The 17556-nt window shown below is 41.8% G+C and carries 17 protein-coding genes; 14 read left to right on the forward strand and 3 right to left on the reverse strand.

Going from position 1 to position 17556, the window contains the following annotated elements:
* Positions 1-294 precede the first annotated feature (294 nt).
* From rlmF to KFO40_RS14810, 10 genes are all read left to right on the forward strand, one after another.
* Entirely contained in the window at positions 295-1230 is a 936-nt protein-coding gene (rlmF, locus tag KFO40_RS14765) for a 23S rRNA (adenine(1618)-N(6))-methyltransferase RlmF (protein ID WP_049703141.1), read from the forward strand.
* A 50-nt stretch (positions 1231-1280) separates the two neighbouring features.
* Positions 1281-2048, forward strand: coding sequence for an N-acetyltransferase (locus tag KFO40_RS14770; RefSeq protein ID WP_211146506.1), 768 nt, complete (start codon positions 1281-1283; stop codon positions 2046-2048).
* 154 nt (positions 2049-2202) lie between these two features.
* Entirely contained in the window at positions 2203-3960 is a 1758-nt protein-coding gene (locus KFO40_RS14775; RefSeq protein ID WP_211146507.1) for a helix-turn-helix domain-containing protein, read from the forward strand.
* Positions 3961-4025: 65 nt separating this feature from the next.
* Positions 4026-4388 (forward strand): DUF488 domain-containing protein, encoded by a 363-nt coding sequence (locus KFO40_RS14780; RefSeq protein WP_008643118.1) that lies wholly within the window; start codon positions 4026-4028, stop codon positions 4386-4388.
* Positions 4389-4472: 84 nt separating this feature from the next.
* Positions 4473-5705: a Cof-type HAD-IIB family hydrolase gene (locus KFO40_RS14785; protein ID WP_004315182.1), complete on the forward strand. Its 1233-nt coding sequence runs from the start codon at positions 4473-4475 to the stop codon at positions 5703-5705.
* Complete coding sequence (locus KFO40_RS14790; RefSeq protein WP_211146508.1) at positions 5702-6817, forward strand: isochorismate synthase; 1116 nt, start codon at positions 5702-5704, stop codon at positions 6815-6817. The genes KFO40_RS14785 and KFO40_RS14790 overlap by 4 nt, the downstream gene beginning before the upstream one ends.
* A gap of 19 nt (positions 6818-6836) precedes the next feature.
* Positions 6837-8504, forward strand: coding sequence for a 2-succinyl-5-enolpyruvyl-6-hydroxy-3-cyclohexene-1-carboxylic-acid synthase (gene menD, locus KFO40_RS14795; RefSeq protein WP_211146509.1), 1668 nt, complete (start codon positions 6837-6839; stop codon positions 8502-8504).
* Between the two features lie 3 nt (positions 8505-8507).
* Positions 8508-9332 (forward strand): 1,4-dihydroxy-2-naphthoyl-CoA synthase, encoded by an 825-nt coding sequence (gene menB / locus KFO40_RS14800; RefSeq protein WP_004310001.1) that lies wholly within the window; start codon positions 8508-8510, stop codon positions 9330-9332.
* Between the two features lie 172 nt (positions 9333-9504).
* Entirely contained in the window at positions 9505-10530 is a 1026-nt protein-coding gene (locus tag KFO40_RS14805; protein ID WP_211146510.1) for an o-succinylbenzoate synthase, read from the forward strand.
* Between the two features lie 21 nt (positions 10531-10551).
* Positions 10552-11688 (forward strand): AMP-binding protein, encoded by a 1137-nt coding sequence (locus KFO40_RS14810; protein WP_008643122.1) that lies wholly within the window; start codon positions 10552-10554, stop codon positions 11686-11688.
* 310 nt (positions 11689-11998) lie between these two features.
* On the opposite strand, the gene KFO40_RS14815 is transcribed toward KFO40_RS14810, so the two are convergent.
* Positions 11999-12475 (reverse strand): Dps family protein, encoded by a 477-nt coding sequence (locus tag KFO40_RS14815; RefSeq protein ID WP_004314742.1) that lies wholly within the window; start codon positions 12473-12475, stop codon positions 11999-12001.
* Between the two features lie 138 nt (positions 12476-12613).
* Between KFO40_RS14815 and KFO40_RS14820 the strand changes: the two genes are divergently transcribed.
* Positions 12614-13540: a hydrogen peroxide-inducible genes activator gene (locus tag KFO40_RS14820; RefSeq protein ID WP_008643125.1), complete on the forward strand. Its 927-nt coding sequence runs from the start codon at positions 12614-12616 to the stop codon at positions 13538-13540.
* Between the two features lie 24 nt (positions 13541-13564).
* Here the strand turns inward: KFO40_RS14820 and KFO40_RS14825 are convergent, their stop codons facing one another.
* Positions 13565-13735 (reverse strand): hypothetical protein, encoded by a 171-nt coding sequence (locus KFO40_RS14825; protein WP_165450455.1) that lies wholly within the window; start codon positions 13733-13735, stop codon positions 13565-13567.
* Positions 13736-13852: 117 nt separating this feature from the next.
* On the opposite strand from KFO40_RS14825, the gene KFO40_RS14830 reads away from it, so the two are divergent.
* Complete coding sequence (locus KFO40_RS14830) at positions 13853-14542, forward strand: MIP family channel protein (RefSeq protein WP_004314740.1); 690 nt, start codon at positions 13853-13855, stop codon at positions 14540-14542.
* A 139-nt stretch (positions 14543-14681) separates the two neighbouring features.
* Here the strand turns inward: KFO40_RS14830 and KFO40_RS14835 are convergent, their stop codons facing one another.
* Positions 14682-15404, reverse strand: a complete 723-nt coding sequence (locus tag KFO40_RS14835; RefSeq protein WP_074708452.1) for a NigD-like protein — start codon at positions 15402-15404, stop codon at positions 14682-14684.
* A 176-nt stretch (positions 15405-15580) separates the two neighbouring features.
* On the opposite strand from KFO40_RS14835, the gene KFO40_RS14840 reads away from it, so the two are divergent.
* A complete protein-coding gene (locus tag KFO40_RS14840; protein WP_049703136.1) occupies positions 15581-16129 on the forward strand; it encodes an RNA polymerase sigma factor in 549 nt (182 codons plus the stop codon).
* 6 nt (positions 16130-16135) lie between these two features.
* Positions 16136-17434 (forward strand): outer membrane beta-barrel protein, encoded by a 1299-nt coding sequence (locus tag KFO40_RS14845; protein ID WP_120144156.1) that lies wholly within the window; start codon positions 16136-16138, stop codon positions 17432-17434.
* Positions 17435-17556: the final 122 nt, after the last annotated feature.

Consider the following 17556-nt stretch of genomic DNA (forward strand, 5'->3'; position numbering starts at 1 on the left):
ATGCAAAGATATTAAGAGATATTTTATTTTCTGTTTACTTTGTAATAACTTGGTAATTAACAAGATATTACGAGTTTGTGATATTGTTTGAAATGATAGGTGATAGAACCTGTCTCTCCGCTTTTAAGCATTGAATATCAATGTATTATAGAATAAGCATCCTAATTAAGGTATCAGAAAATGACCTTATGGGATGCTTTCTTATTTTATGATATTTTGGAGTGATTTGATTCCAATTTAGTGTATTAACAGGGAAAATTTGCAGACAGGAAAATTCTCTGTATCTTTGCCGACATGGCGCAAAAAGGTGAGTTACATATAAGAAATAAACACAATGGTCAATACGATTTTCCGTTGTTGATAGAAAATTATCCTCCACTTAAGAGATTCGTATCACTTAATCCTCTGGGTGTACAAACTATAAACTTTTTTAATCCGCAAGCAGTAAAAGCTTTAAATAAAGCATTATTAATCAGTTATTATGGCATTCGTTATTGGGATATACCGAAACAATACTTGTGTCCACCCATTCCCGGAAGAGCGGATTATATTCATTATATTGCCGATCTTATTCAGCCGGATAGGGTAGCGAAAGATTTGCGGGTAGAGGATGAGGATGCGAACGAACAGAAAACGAAACGCAGATGTCTGGATGTTGGGGTAGGTGCAAATTGTATTTATCCGATTATAGGGCACACAGAGTATGGATGGACATTTGTGGGCAGTGATATTGATCCGGTCTCGATAGAAAATGCACGGAAGATAGTGACTTGCAACCCGGTATTGGCACATAAGATTGACTTGCGACTTCAGAAAGATAGTCGAAAGATTTTTGATGGAATTATCATGCCTGACGAATACTTTGATGTTACGATCTGTAACCCTCCGTTTCATAGCTCGAAGGAAGAAGCGGAAGACGGAACTTTGCGCAAATTGAGTAGCCTGAAAGGGACGAAGGTGAAAAAAGTACAATTAAATTTTGGCGGGAGTGCGAATGAACTTTGGTGTGAGGGTGGAGAAATCCGTTTTATACTGAATATGATCTCCGAGAGTCAGAAATATCAGAAGAACTGTGGATGGTTCACCAGCTTGGTTTCAAAAGAAAAGAATCTCGAAAAGCTATGTGCTAAATTGAAGTCTGTGAATGTATCGGAATATAAGATTATCAGAATGCAGCAGGGAACTAAAAGCAGCAGAATATTAGCCTGGCGATTTTCTAATAACTCATAATAATGAGTGCTTATTGATCTGTTATTTTTAAACCTATTAAATAAAATATTATGGAAACAAATTACATCACTTTGACGAAGGAGAATATTGCGGACGAACATATATGCTGTGCTTTTTCGGACAAGAAATGCAAAGATAGTTATGAATTAAAAAAAGCATGGCTGAAAAAAGAGTTTGATAATGGTTATGTTTTCAGACGTATTGACGAACGGGCGAAAGTGTTCATCGAATATGGTCCTGCTGAAAAGGCGTGGGCTCCTGTCAGTGCTCCTAATTATCTGATGATAAATTGTTTCTGGGTGTCGGGTAAATATAAAGGATGCGGGCATGGCAAGGCTTTGCTGCAGTCTGCTATTGATGATGCGAAATTGCAGGGAAAAGATGGTTTGGTTACCGTAGTGGGCACTTCTAAATTTCATTTTATGAGTGATACAAAATGGCTGCTGCGACAAGGTTTCCAAACTATAGAAAAACTTCCTTACGGATTCAGTTTGTTGGCTTTGAAAATAAATCCGGCTGCTCCCGATCCTTCATTCAACGACAGTGTATTGACAGGTGAGTGTCCCGACCGGGATGGAATAGTAGTGTATTATACTCATCGCTGTCCGTTTACAGAATTCCATGTTCGCGGTTCTTTGGTCAATGCAGCCAAGAGTAAAGATCTCCCATTAAAAATAATAGAATTAGAAACCATGGAACAAGCACAAAATGCGCCTACTCCAGCCACTATCTTTACTCTTTTTTATAATGGAAAGTTTGTTACGACCGATTTGAGCGCGTGTATTGAAGCCCGGTTGGGAAAGGCTTTAGGCTTGTGATTCTGTGAGATGAAGATTTATCAGAAACTAGGATTGGGATAAGAAGATAGCTAATGTTTCTTATTTTAATTTTGCAAAATTAAGATGTACCTTGCACTTTTTATGGAAAATACATATCTTTGGATGTTGAATGATTAAAACACGGTAAGAACTTATGCGTTTTTTTGTATGTATTTTGGTGCTTTTATTTGTACATAATCAATTTTCGAGGGCTGATAAAACTTTAACAGATGATTCTCTGTATACGGAGAAATATATCAGGGATATTTATATTCCCGAACCTAGGCGTGCTCTGCAATTACTGGACGAAGCGGAGAACAGGAAAACGATTCCTTTGCGGGTTGTAAATGAATTGCGTAGTTTATCATATAGTAATATGTATATGAATAAATTGGCATTTATGTATGCAAGGAAAGCTTATTTGCTTGATTCCATATATCAAAAAGATCCGAAACACATGCTGAAAATGACAGTACATTTGGCTGAGTTTTCGGCAATGATGAGTAAATATAATGAAAGTATGCGTTATGCATTAGATGGAATCAGGCAGGCGCAAGAATTAGGGAACAGGGAAGCCAAAGCCAGGTTATTTTTCTGTATGGGGGAGAATAATTGGAGATTATCTTTTAAAGATAAAGCATACGATTATTTTAACCGGACTATTGAGCTTTTGCGGGGCTCAAAGGAGATGCGGGAAATGATGCTGCTCTCTTATTACTATGGAGCAGAAATGAGCTTTTTAATGAATGATTCTCGAATTGATGAGGCATTGAAAGTGGGTTTTGAGCGTGAAAAGCAGATTAAACGGCTTAAGGAAGTACCTCAAATCTCTGAAGATTATGTAGATGGTCAATATAGTTATTTATATGCCAAATTAGCCTACATCTATTGCATGGAGAAGAAATATGAGAAGGCGGAGCAATATTATCAGAAATACTTATCAAAGAAAGAGTCTCATACTCCCGACGGAAAAATGTACTCGGTTCCTTATTTGGCGCTTTCCGGACAATATGAAAAGGTTATTGATAATTGCAGGGGGTTCAAGGAATTGATGAGAACCCAGCAGGATACTTTGAATGAACAGTATCTGACTGTCCTTCGACAGGAAGTGAAGGCATATTTGGGTATGCATAAATACAAAGAAGCTGCCGAGATACGTGAAACGATTTTAACTATAACAGATAGTATCAATACCCGGGATAGAAACAATGCTGCATTGGAATTGAATGCAATGTACGGCGTCTCTGAAAAAGAAGAATATATTGCCGAACAGGCTTTTCAATTAAAAATAAGGAATATTACCCTCTGTTTTCTTGCATGTATTGTTGTACTGACTCTGTTTGTCGTTTGGCGTTTGTGGCATTTCAATCATATAGTCGAGTATAAGAACAGGATGCTTGCCAGGCTTATAAACGAGAAATTTGCTAATAGAAAAGATGGGAACCAGTTATCGGAAGTATACGAACAACTGGCTGTTGTGTCGGAGGTTGAACCGGAACGTATTTCACCCGAAGAACTGGAAGAACTTGCTAACGATACAGATAAAGAAAGTGGGGAAGAAGAAGAGAATAAGAAGATATTTCAGGAACTGAATGATATCGTTATTCGGAAACAGTTATATCTTTCTTCAGAATTGTCGAGAGAAGATCTGGCACAAATCGTACATCTGAATAACGCACGTTTTGCGAGGATGATAAGAGAATGTACCGGAACCAATTTCAATGGATATATCAATGAATTGCGCATTAATTATGCCATTGAACTGATGAAAAAGCATCCCAACTATACGATACGTGCCATTGCAGATGAGGCCGGATTTAATAGCACCCCGATTTTATACAATCTTTTTAAGAAAAAGACGGGAATGACTCCTTACGAATTTAAAAAAGCACAGGATTCGTTACAGAATTGAGTGGATTCTGCTAAACAATTTTCGCATTTTCCGGTTTATCTATTTATAATTAACTATAAATAGAAATGATACAGGTTAGGATAAAGCGGGTTTACGACGATTTTTCAGAAACAGATGGCTACCGGGTACTGGTAGATAAATTATGGCCACGTGGAATGAAGAAAGAATGGCTGAAGTATGATTATTGGGCAAAAGACATCACACCGTCTTCCACATTGCGTAGATGGTTTCACGAAGATATTCCCGGACACTGGGAAGATTTTGTCGTACAGTATCAGAAAGAACTTGACGCTTCTTCCTCAATGGCTGATTTTCTGACTCTTATCAAGCCGCATCCGGTGATAACATTGCTTTACGCTTCCAAAGAACCGGTGTATAATCATGCCCGTATCCTCCGCGATTATCTGGAAATGCGTTTGAAAGAGTGAAATTAAAGTAATTTTTATCTGTTTACGCTTTCTGTCGTTCACTCAATTTCCTACCTTTGTAATCTAAATCAAAATCGTGTAATCATGAAGTATAAATTATTGGTTCTTGATGTAGACGGAACACTCCTCAATGATGCGAAAGAAATTAGTAAGCGTACATTGGCTGCCCTGTTGAAGGTTCAGCAAATGGGAGTACGTATTGTGCTGGCATCCGGCAGACCTACTTATGGCCTGATGCCGCTGGCCAAGATGCTTGAACTTGGAAACTATGGAGGTTTTATCCTTTCCTATAATGGCTGTCAGATTATCAATGCACAAAACGGGGAAATTCTGTTTGAACGTCGGATTAATCCCGAAATGTTGCCGTATCTGGAAAAGAAAGCCCGTAAAAACGGTTTTGCCTTATTCACTTATCATGATGATACGATCATAACGGATTCTCCTGAAAATGAACATATCCAAAATGAAGCCCGGTTGAATAACCTGCAAATAATCAAAGAAGAAGAATTTTCTGCTGCCGTTGATTTTGCTCCTTGTAAGTGTATGCTGGTGAGCGATGACGAAGAAGCACTGGTTGGTCTGGAAGATCACTGGAAGAGACGATTGAACGGAGCGTTGGACGTATTCCGTTCGGAACCATATTTTCTGGAAGTAGTTCCCTGCGCTATCGACAAAGCCAACTCTTTGGGTGCTTTGCTGGAGGTACTGGATGTGAAGCGTGAGGAAGTGATTGCTGTGGGCGACGGTGTGTGTGACGTAACAATGATTCAGTTGGCCGGACTGGGTGTAGCTATGGGACATTCACAAGACTCGGTCAAAGCCTGTGCCGACTATGTGACTGCTTCGAATGAGGAAGACGGAGTGGCCGTTGCAGTGGAGAAAGCTATCATAGCCGAAGTGCGTGCAGCCGAAATTCCCCTTGACCAACTGAATGCGCAGGCACGCCATGCATTAATGGGAAACTTGGGAATTCAATATACATACGCCGACGAAGATCGTGTGGAAGCAACGATGCCGGTAGACCATCGTACCCGTCAGCCTTTCGGCATTTTGCATGGGGGAGCTACTCTTGCACTGGCAGAAACAGTTGCCGGACTCGGTTCGATGATTCTTTGCCAGCCGGACGAGATTGTAGTAGGAATGCAGGTCAGCGGAAACCATATATCTTCTGCACATGAAGGAGATACCGTGCGTGCAGTAGGAACAGTTGTACATAAAGGACGTTCCTCCCACGTATGGAATGTAGACGTGTTTACTTCAACAAACAAACTGGTGTCTTCCATACGGGTAGTCAACAGTGTGATGAAAAAGAGATGACCGACGAAGAAATAAGTAACTTGACAACTATTGATGCATTTATTCAGCGGAAGCAGCCGTTTGCTGTTTACCGTATTCCCGGAGAGAAAGTTCCCCGTCTGTTGACGCAGGCGGAAGGAGCGGTCCGTTTGATATACGATTTGAAAGAACTGAATGGACAGAGAGGATTTGTAATTGCTCCGTTTCAGGTGAGTGAGTCATGTCCGGTTGTGTTGATTCAACCCGATCAGTGGGGGCAGCCTTTACCGGTGGATGATGATACGGAAGAGGACCGGGAGATAGCCTTGCGCCTGCAAGGGCAAGAATCATTTCTGACTTCTTCCACGGAAGAATATGCGGCATGCTTTCATACCTTTATAAATGCGTTACGTGACAGGACGTTTGATAAACTAGTGCTTTCCCGGCATCTTACAGTTGATAAAGTAGCTGATTTCTCTCCTTCGTCCATCTTTCGGGCGGCTTGTAAACGTTATATTCATTCGTATATATATTTATGTTATACTCCGCAAACGGGCATCTGGCTGGGAAGCACTCCCGAAATCATTTTATCAGGTGAGAAAGACGAATGGCATACGGTTGCGCTGGCCGGAACACAGCCTTTGCAAGATGGCAGACTGCCACAAGTATGGGATGAAAAGAACCGGAAAGAACAAGATTATGTTGCTTCTTATATCCGTCGGCAGCTTCTTTCACTGGATATTCATTCTACGGAAAACGGGCCATATCCTGCTTATGCCGGTGCTTTGTCACATTTAAAAACTGATTTCCGTTTTTCTTTGAAAGATAATAAAGGTTTGGGAGACCTTCTGAAAGTTTTGCATCCGACACCTGCCGTATGCGGCTTGCCGAAAGAAGAAGCCTATCAGTTTATTTTGCAGAATGAAGGTTACGACCGCCGCTATTACTCCGGCTTTATCGGATGGCTCGATCCGGAAGGGCGAACAGACATCTATGTAAACTTACGCTGTATGCATATCGAAGATAAACAACTTACTCTTTATGCCGGCGGTGGATTATTGGCCTCTTCGGAATTGAATGACGAATGGCTGGAAACGGAGAAAAAGTTGCAAACCATCAAACGGCTGATTGCAGTGCCTCCTTTAAAATCATAAACTACTAATAATTATCATCATGTATACAGACAAGAAGAACATACTCCAGTTGGTTGCGTTGCTCGAGGCGCATGGGATTACTAAGGTTGTGTTGTGTCCGGGTAGTCGGAATACGCCCATAGTACATACTTTGTCTAACCATCCGAATTTTACCTGCTATCCGGTGACGGATGAACGGAGTGCCGGCTATTTTGCTATTGGTCTTGCGTTGAATGGTGGTAAGCCTGCTGCTGTCTGTTGCACTTCCGGTACTGCATTATTAAATCTTCATCCGGCTGTGGCAGAAGCATTTTATCAAAATGTTCCTCTGGTCATTATTTCTGCGGATCGTCCCGCTGCCTGGATCGGGCAGATGGATGGACAGACAGTACCACAACCAGGCGTATTTCAGACATTGGTTAAGAAGTCGGTAAACCTTCCGGAGATTCATACGGAAGAAGATGAATGGTATTGCAATCGTCTGGTGAATGAAGCTTTGCTGGAAACGAACCATCATGGAAAAGGACCGGTACATATCAATGTCCCTATTTCTGAACCGTTGTTCCAGTTTACGGTCGATTCGCTTCCTGAAGTGCGTGTCATTACCCGTTATCAGGGGTTGAACGTCTACGATCGTGATTATAACGATTTGGTCGATCGGATGAATAAATACCAGAAGCGAATGATTATCATCGGTCAGATGAATCTTATCTATCTGTTTGAAAAAAGATATATCAAGTTATTATATAAACATTTTGCCTGGTTGACGGAACATATCGGCAACCAGACAGTTCCCGGTATTCCGGTAAAGAACTTTGATGCGGCGCTTTATGCCATGCCCGAAGAGAAGGTCGGCCAGATGGTTCCGGAGTTGTTGATTACTTATGGAGGACATGTTGTTTCCAAACGGCTGAAGAAGTTTCTCCGTCAGCATCCGCCTAAAGAACATTGGCACGTATCGCCGGATGGTGAGGTGGTCGATTTGTACGGCTCATTAACTACGGTGATTGAAATGGACCCGTTCGAGTTTCTGGAGAAGATAGCCAGTTTGTTGGACAATCGGACTCCTGAATATCCCCGTGTGTGGGAAAACTATTGCAAGATCATTCCCGAACCGGAGTTTGCTTATTCGGAAATGTCTGCCGTCGGTACGTTATTGAAAGCCTTGCCGGAGTCATGTGCGTTGCATCTGGCAAACAGTTCGGTGGTGCGTTATGCGCAATTATACTCCATTCCTTCTACGATTGAAGTTTGTTGCAACCGGGGGACAAACGGTATTGAAGGCTCGCTGTCTACGGCTGTCGGTTATGCGGCAGCTTCCGACAAACTGAACTTTATAGCTATCGGAGATTTGAGCTTCTTCTATGATATGAATGCGTTGTGGAACATCAATGTTCGCTCCAATCTGCGTGTTCTTCTGTTAAATAATGGAGGAGGAGAGATTTTCCATACCTTGCCGGGATTGGATATGTCGGGTACCTCACATAAATTTATTGCGGCAGTCCATAAAACGTCCGCCAAAGGTTGGGCGGAGGAACGTGGATTCCTCTATCTGCAAGCACAAAATGACGAAGAACTGGCTGAAGCGATGAAAACTTTCACTCAACCGGAAGCTATGGAGCAGCCTGTGCTCTTGGAGGTGTTTACCAACAAAAACAAGGACGCGCGCATGTTGAAGAATTATTATCATCAATTAAAACAAAAATAGATTATGTCAACACAAAGAGAGTGGACAACCATCAGAGAATACGACGATATTCTTTTTGATTATTATAATGGAATTGCCCGTATCACGATCAACCGTGAACGCTATCGGAATGCGTTTACTCCGACAACTACTGCTGAAATGAGTGACGCATTGCGCATCTGCCGTGAAGAAGCGGATATTGATGTGATTGTGATTACCGGAGCCGGTGATAAGGCGTTTTGTTCGGGTGGCGACCAGAATGTGAAAGGACGTGGCGGATATATCGGAAAAGACGGTGTGCCTCGTCTTAGCGTATTGGATGTGCAAAAGCAGATTCGCAGCATCCCGAAACCGGTGATTGCTGCCGTGAACGGTTTTGCTATTGGTGGCGGACATGTGCTTCATGTGGTATGTGATTTGTCCATTGCGTCGGAAAATGCTATTTTCGGTCAGACGGGTCCTCGTGTAGGTAGCTTTGATGCCGGATTCGGTGCGTCTTATCTGGCACGTGTAGTGGGGCAGAAGAAAGCGCGCGAAATCTGGTTCCTCTGCCGGAAGTATAATGCACAAGAAGCATTGGACATGGGATTAGTGAATAAAGTAGTTCCCTTGGAGCAGTTGGAGGACGAATATGTGCAGTGGGCGGAAGAAATGATGTTGCTTAGTCCGTTGGCTTTGCGCATGATTAAAGCAGGATTGAATGCCGAACTGGATGGTCAGGCAGGTATTCAGGAATTGGCAGGTGACGCAACGTTGCTCTATTACCTGACTGATGAAGCACAGGAAGGCAAGAATGCGTTTCTGGAGAAACGTAAACCGAACTTCAAACAATATCCGAAATTCCCTTAAAATCGGCTTTGCCACAGAGTACCACAGAGTTTGCTTTTCCTGCGTTTAAGCCCGATTTTCTGCAAAGCAAGACTGTGGAGGAGAGAATGGTAGGAGAACTGCAAGAGATATAACTTATTAAAACTTCGTGAGGCTCTGTGTTATTCTGTGGTGAATTGAAAAATTATTCACGATGAATTGTAAAATAGAAATTATTCCCCGATTGCTCCATTTCAAGCAACCTGCCGGGACTTCCAGAGGAACATATACTACGCGTAAAGTTTGGTATCTTCATTTTACCTCTCCTGACTTCCCTGGCAGAGTGGGAATAGGGGAGTGTGCACCTTTGCCCGCTTTAAGTTGTGACGATCTTCCTGATTACGAAGATATATTAGTGAAAGTCTGCCGGAAAGTAGAGAGGGAACAAGGCAGATTGGATATGGATGGCTTGTGTGACTATCCTTCAATTTTATTTGGTCTGGAAACGGCCATCCGGCATTTCTTTGCAGGAAACTGGGCTTTATGTGATACGGCTTTCTCACGTGGAGAAGTTGGTATTCCGATTAACGGCCTTATTTGGATGGGAGATTTTCAGAACATGTTATCCCAGATTGAGAAAAAGATGGAAGCCGGATTTCGTTGTATCAAGTTAAAGATAGGTGCCATCAATTTCGAAGAAGAACTGACATTGTTGCGCCATATTCGTACGCATTTCTCTTCTAAAGAAATAGAGTTGCGTGTAGATGCAAATGGTGCTTTCTCACCCGTGGACGCAATGGAAAAACTGAAACGTCTGTCCGAGTTTGATTTACATTCTATCGAACAGCCAATCTGTGCCGGACAATGGGAGGAAATGGCTCGGCTTGCTGCCGAATCTCCATTAGCGATTGCTTTGGATGAAGAACTGATAGGATGCAATACGCTGGAAAGGAAACAGGAGCTGCTTTCAACAATTCGTCCGCAATATATCGTTATTAAACCTTCTTTTCATGGAGGAATATGCGGAGGAGACGAATGGATTACCGAAGCTGAAAAACAACAGATCGGCTGGTGGATAACTTCCGCTCTGGAATCAAACATTGGGCTAAACGCCATTGCCCAGTGGTGTGCAACATTCAGCAATCCGTTGCCACAGGGACTGGGAACAGGGGCGCTCTTTACAGACAACGTGGAAGTGCCTCTTGAAATAAGAAAAGATTGTTTATGGTTTTGTAAATGATAGTATTTAAAGGATATTCCGATGATATTCGATCGAAAACAACAACGCTTGTTACTGGAAGGAAAAGAATATACTTTTGAGGATATAAGCCGATTAATAGCAGGAGGAGCGGAGGCTCATTCTCCTGCTAGTTGGGATTTATATCTTTTCCTGAACGAATGGTTTAACGATTCTCCTGTCATCATTGTTCATACATCAGGCTCTACGGGTACACCTAAAGAGTTGATTGTACGTAAAGACCAGATGATGCAAAGTGCGCGTCTGACTTGTGAGTTTCTGGATTTGAAGAAAGGAGAGACGGCATTACTTTGTATGAATCTTCGTTATATTGGTGCAATGATGGTGGTCGTGCGTTCGTTGGTTGCAGGCTTGAATTTGATTGTACGTCCTGCTTCCGGTCATCCTTTAGCGGATATAAAAGAGCCTTTGAGATTTGTGGCAATGGTTCCCCTGCAAGTTTATAATACGTTGCAAGTTCCCGAAGAGAAAGAACGATTGAAACAGACGGATATTTTGATTATAGGTGGTGGAGCTATTGATGAGGCTTTAGAGGCGGAGATCAAACATCTTCCGACTGCCGTCTATTCTACCTATGGCATGACTGAAACTTTATCTCATATTGCTCTTCGTCGGCTGAACGGAACATTGGCTTCGGAACATTATTATCCGTTTTCTTCAGTAAAACTGTCTTTATCTGTAGAGAATACGTTAATTATTGATGCCCCTTTGGTATGTGATGAAATATTGCAAACCAATGACATTGCACGCATCTATCCCGATGGAAGTTTTATGATTTTGGGTCGGAAAGACAATGTGATAAATAGTGGAGGAATTAAGATTCAGGCGGAGGAAATGGAGAAATTGCTTCGTTCTTTTATTCCTGTGCCATTTGTTATTACTTCAGTTCCGGACCAGCGTTTAGGGCAGGCTGTAACCTTACTATTGGAAGGTCAGCCAGAATTATTGGAAGGTCAGCCGGACACTAAAGAAATCGGAAACAAACTACAGGAAATATTGGAACCTTATTATCGTCCCAAGTACATATGGACGACAGATTGTATTCCGCAAACAGAAAACGGCAAGGTTAATCGTGCGAAGTGTCGTATTTTAGCCAAACAAATGTTGACGACGTTTTACACTCACACTCTCACACCTTGATTGAAATCCTTTATTCATCAACGTTTCAGGGGCCTCTAATTGTCTTACCCTAGTTTTAGTTGAGACTTATTAGAGTCAACAAAATTCAGGGTAAGACATTTTATTTCAGTAGAATAAGTTTCATCTTTTGAAAGTTGTTGCTTACTTTTATAAATCTTGATAAATAAAGAACAAAACTAATTTTTTTAATAATATCAGCGAATGAACGTATTTAGATAGTACTAGTACACTGGAAATAATAAAGAGAGAATATTCCTTTTACGGAAATATCCTCTCTTTCTCACTTAAAAACCTAAACCTTTTATCTTAATTATTTGCTATTATAAGCCGTCAACATCCAAACTAGTTTTTCCTGTTCTTTCAGATAATCGCTCATCATCGAAACGGTTACTTCATCTCCGGCTTGAGAAGCGATAGACAAGATTTTACGTTCTTCACCAATCAGATAACTGATACTCTGAAGGATATTGTTCAGTGCCTGTTCGCCGTTGCTCACCTTATCTACTTCACTGATATTTGCTACTTTCAAATAATCGCTGAATTTATTGGCAGGAGTACCGCCCAACATCAAGATACGTTCTGCAATTTCGTCTACCTTTTCGGCTGTGTCATCATACATCTTTTCGAATTGGCTGTGGAGAACAAAGAAATCATGTCCTTTGATATTCCAGTGGAAACCGCGGAGATTGGTGTAATACACTTGGAAGTCTGCTAATAGTTGTTGCAAAGATGCTACTACGTTGTTTGCTCCCGATTCATTCAGTTTGATAAATTCTAAAGTTTTCATATTCTTTTTATTTTTAATGATTTATACTTGTTTTCTTTTTTTTCTGTACTGCAAAGATAAGGCGGAAAATGCTTGTTGTCAAACTGAAAATTTCTATCTTTGCATAGATGAAATCTATAACTTAATATGATTTGATAGATGACGATACAACAATTAGAATATATACTAGCCGTAGACCAGTTCAGGCATTTCGCACGGGCAGCCGAATATTGCCGTGTGACGCAACCTACTTTGAGTGCCATGATTCAGAAGCTGGAAGATGAATTGGGAGTAAAGTTATTCGATAGGACAGTGCAACCCGTCTGCCCGACACCCATCGGGCAGAAAGTGATAGACCAGGCTCGTGTGATTCTGGCGCAGGCAGCTCAAGTAAAAGAAATCATCAGTGAAGATAAGCAATCATTATCAGGTGTATTCCGTTTGGGAGTATTACCCACTATCGCTCCTTATTTGCTACCCCGCTTTTTCCCTCAACTGATGGAGAAATATCCCGAACTGGATATTCGTGTCACGGAAATGAAAACCCAGGATATTCAGCAGGCTCTGCATGCCGGCGATTTGGATGCAGGGATTATTGCCAGTAAATTAGAAGACACATTCTTGACGGAAGAAACTCTCTTCTATGAGCAATTTTATGCTTATGTATCACGGAAAGAACCCTCGTTCAAACATGACGTTATCCGCACTTCCGATATAACCGGCGAACATCTTTGGCTTTTGGACGAAGGACATTGTTTTCGTGACCAACTTGTCCGTTTCTGTCAGATGGAAGCGGTGAAGGTTAGTCAGATGGCTTATCGCCTGGGAAGCATGGAAACCTTTATGAGAATGGTAGAAAGCGGAAAAGGAATCACTTTTATTCCCGAACTGGCAGTGGCTCAATTGACGGAAGAACAGCGACAATTAGTACGTCCGTTTGCTATCCCCCGACCGACGCGGCAAGTGGTGTTGGCGACAAATAGAGATTTTATTCGTCACAGCCTGCTATGTGTTCTGAAAGAGGAAATAAAAGCTGCAGTCCCCAAAGAAATGCTTACTTTGCAGTCCATACAGTGTTTGCTATAATAATAGAGGTTGAGATGATTCCTGTCATATACCCTTGTACCGGGTATAAGCGAAAAGAATAACTCCAACAGTGGCAAAGCGGGTTTCGGAGAAATTCATCGGAGTGACGTCATTGCTCAATCCTTGCTTGATAAGAGAGTTTACGATGGCCCATAAGGTAGAGGCTAATATGGCGTGCAAAAGTCCTTTTTTCATTTTATTTGCTTGCCTTTTATTCAAAAATGTTGCGAAAGCAATAATAATTTAGGCACGTAGGCTTTGTTTTCTTGGGTTAATTCTCTATATTTGATGCATTAACCATTATTTATAGTTATGAAAAAGTACATTGCAGAAATGATTGGAACGATGGTGCTCGTTCTTATGGGATGCGGAAGTGCCGTTTTTGCCGGTAGTGTAACCGGTACGGTAGGTGCTGGCGTGGGAACAGTCGGCGTAGCTTTAGCATTTGGTCTTTCAGTAGTAGCGATGGCGTATGCTATCGGAGGTATTTCAGGATGTCACATTAATCCTGCTATTACATTAGGAGTGTTCTTAACTGGGCGTATGAACGGAAAAGATGCAGGTATGTATATGATTTTCCAGGTAATCGGAGCTATTATCGGCTCGGCTATTCTTTTTGCTTTAGTTTCCACCGGTGCTCATGACGGACCTACGGCTACAGGTTCCAATGGTTTTGGCGATGGAGAAATGTTGCAGGCATTCATTGCGGAAGCAGTATTTACTTTCATTTTTGTATTAGTGGTGCTCGGCTCTACCGACTCGAAGAAGGGAGCAGGCAATCTGGCAGGACTTGCCATCGGTTTGACTCTTGTATTGGTACATATTGTATGTATTCCTATCACAGGGACTTCTGTAAACCCGGCACGTAGTATTGCTCCGGCATTATTCCAGGGAGGAGAAGCATTGTCGCAGTTGTGGCTGTTCATCATTGCTCCATTTGTAGGAGCTGCGTTGAGTGCGGTAGTTTGGAATTATCTGGGAGATAAGGAAGAAAAGAAATAAATCTTTTATAAGAATAACTTCTTTATATAAAGGAGAAGATAAAAGGGCGGCAGTTTCACAACTACCGCCCTCTTTTGCGTAATTAATATATTATATTAAAAAAGAGTGTGTTTTGCACGTTTACATTAGATTTATAATCTTAGGGAAACTTTACTTCATAAGTTTTCGGTCCGCCATATAAAGTGTTGACACGGATCCTTAATCCTTTTTTCCCTTCCATCCGGTCTTTAATCTTATCCAGTTTGAAAGATACATATCCTTCGCCCAGGCTTTGAGGATAATCACCTTCACTGTTATGACGGAATTCCAGATTGATATATTCGTCCTCCGCACTGTCTTCGTCAGCAGTGGGAGCAGACTCTTCTTTGTCGTTGATTACGAGATTCAGGAAATGTTTTTTATCTTCACTATGCGTTCCATAATATTGGAATTCAATCGTCAGATATTTATTATCCTTGTTGATCCACATATAAGTTGTGTTGATCTTGTCATCTCCGACTTTTTCTTCGTCGTTGTCATCTTCACCCATCGTGATGATGTCTTTAGTTAAGATTGGATTGATACCTCTCACCTGAATATTAAGGTCGTATCCATTCACAGGTTCTTCCAGCTCGTTGAAGATCACAAAAGCTCGTTGTCCTTCCACCCAATCTTTATTACTCCATCCTTGCGCATTGCTGGGATACATCTTTTTCCCGTCATCCAAAGTGAAATAAAATTCCTTGCTATCCTGGCTAATCATATTGATGGTACTGACAACCAGAAGATCGGACGGGTTGTCATCGTCGTCCAAACATGACTGGAGAATCGGCATTGTAGTCATAATAGCAAAGATAAAGGCAATGAATTTAAATTTCTTCATATACTTATTTAAGTTTTAGATTATATAAAATGGTTCCTTTGTATTGTGAAAATGCAATGGGATAGAAAATATTGCATTTGAATCTGTTAAAGAAACAAAAGTGATAAAAGAGTTGTTCTCTCTATGCAGTATTTCTATCTTTGCTGCATTTATAAGTTAAACACGTGTATAAGAGAATGGAAGAATTAGAGTTGTCGGAACAATGCAGGCTAGGCAATAACCAAGCTCGCAAAGAACTGTATGAGCAGTATGCGGGACGTATGCTTGGCATCTGTCTTCGCTATACCGGCGACCGTGATACAGCCCAGGATCTGCTTCACGACGGTTTTTTAAAGATATTCGATTCCTTCGACAAGTTCACCTGGAGGGGTGAAGGCTCCCTGCGGGCTTGGATGGAAAGGGTGATGGTCAACACAGCTTTGCAATATCTCCGGAAAAATGATGTAATCAATCAGTCGGCACCATTAGAAGAGTTGCCTGAAGAATATGAAGAACCGGATGCTTCTGATGTAGAAGCTATTCCACAGAAAGTGTTGATGCAGTTTATAGAAGAACTACCTGCCGGATATCGTACAGTGTTTAACCTTTATACATTCGAAGACAAATCGCATAAAGAAATCGCACAGGAATTAGGTATTAATGAAAAATCTTCGGCTTCGCAACTATTTCGTGCGAAGAGTGTATTGGCAAAAAGAGTAAAAGAATGGATAACGCATAATGGATAGATAGAGATGGAAGAGAAAGAATTGTGGATGAATAAGTTGAAGGAGAAGCTCGCGGATTATTCCGAGCCGGTGCCTGCTTCCGCTTGGGAACAACTGGAGAAAGAACTTATGCCTCCTGTGGAGAAGAAAATATATCCTTATCGAAAATGGATGATGGCTGCTGCAGCTGTTATATTGTTAGCCGTCGTTTCGTCGGTAAGTCTATATTTTCTGGGGACACCGGCTGCGGATGAAATACGTCATATAAAGACTCCGGCATTGGCATCTACACCCGATGCGTTGCCGGGTGTGCTACAACCGGATGTGCAGGGCACTTCCGTAGAACCCGTCTTGCGACCAGTGGCTCGTGAAGACCGTTTGGCGAAAATTGATAAGAATCTTACAGAACAGAAAACAAATGCAGATCAATCTGCAATAGAAAATAGCAACGAACCTGTAACAGGGAATGAAAATAATCCTGTGATTGAGAAAGATCAGACGCTCAAAGGTGAGACGGAACAGACGAAAAATGAAGCAAAGCAGGTAGACAGTGAAAATGTGGGTCAGGCTACACAGTCACAGGATACTGAACGGCCGAACAACAGGCCGCGTCGCCCTTCCGGCAGAGACAAGCTACATATTCCGGCAGAAAAAAGAGCATCTCAAAAAGGAACATGGTCCATGGGACTATCGGTTGGAAATTCGGGCGGAGCATCCACAGAAGTCGGTGCCGGCTCTCATGCTTATATGTCTCGTGTGAATATGCTTTCTGTTTCCAACGGTTTGATGGAGATACCTAACGATCAGACATTGGTTTTTGAAGATGGAGTGCCTTATCTGCGTCAGGCAAAACAAGTGGTCGACATTAAGCACCATCAACCAATTTCCTTCGGATTGTCCGTCCGTAAAGGACTGGCCAAAGGATTCTCTCTCGAAACGGGATTGACTTACACATTGCTTTCTTCGGATGCGAAACTGGCGGGTGAAGAGCAGCAGATAGAACAAAAACTTCATTATGTCGGTATTCCGCTGCGTGCCAACTGGAATTTCCTTGATAAGAAACTCGTCACTCTCTACGTCTCCGGTGGAGGTATGGTGGAGAAATGTGTTTATGGAAAGCTCGGTTCCGAGAAAGAAACGGTGAAACCTCTGCAATTCTCGGTATCCGGTGCGGTAGGTGCACAGGTGAACGCAACGAAACGTCTGGGTATCTATGTAGAACCCGGTGTTGCTTATTATTTTGATGACGGTTCGGATATACAGACCATACGTAAAGAGAATCCGTTTAACTTCAATATACAGGCTGGTATCCGCTTGACTTATTAATGCGAACTACCTTACTGAACATAGTGACGGTATCCGTTCAAGATAGCGTCACTATCCTGATTAGATAGCGTCACTATCTTGACCGGATGGCGTCACTATCCTGATATTAGTATCTTTTTCCT

It is taken from the genome of Bacteroides sp. 1001302B_160321_D4 (assembly GCF_015667765.1).
Lineage (GTDB): Bacteria > Bacteroidota > Bacteroidia > Bacteroidales > Bacteroidaceae > Bacteroides > Bacteroides xylanisolvens.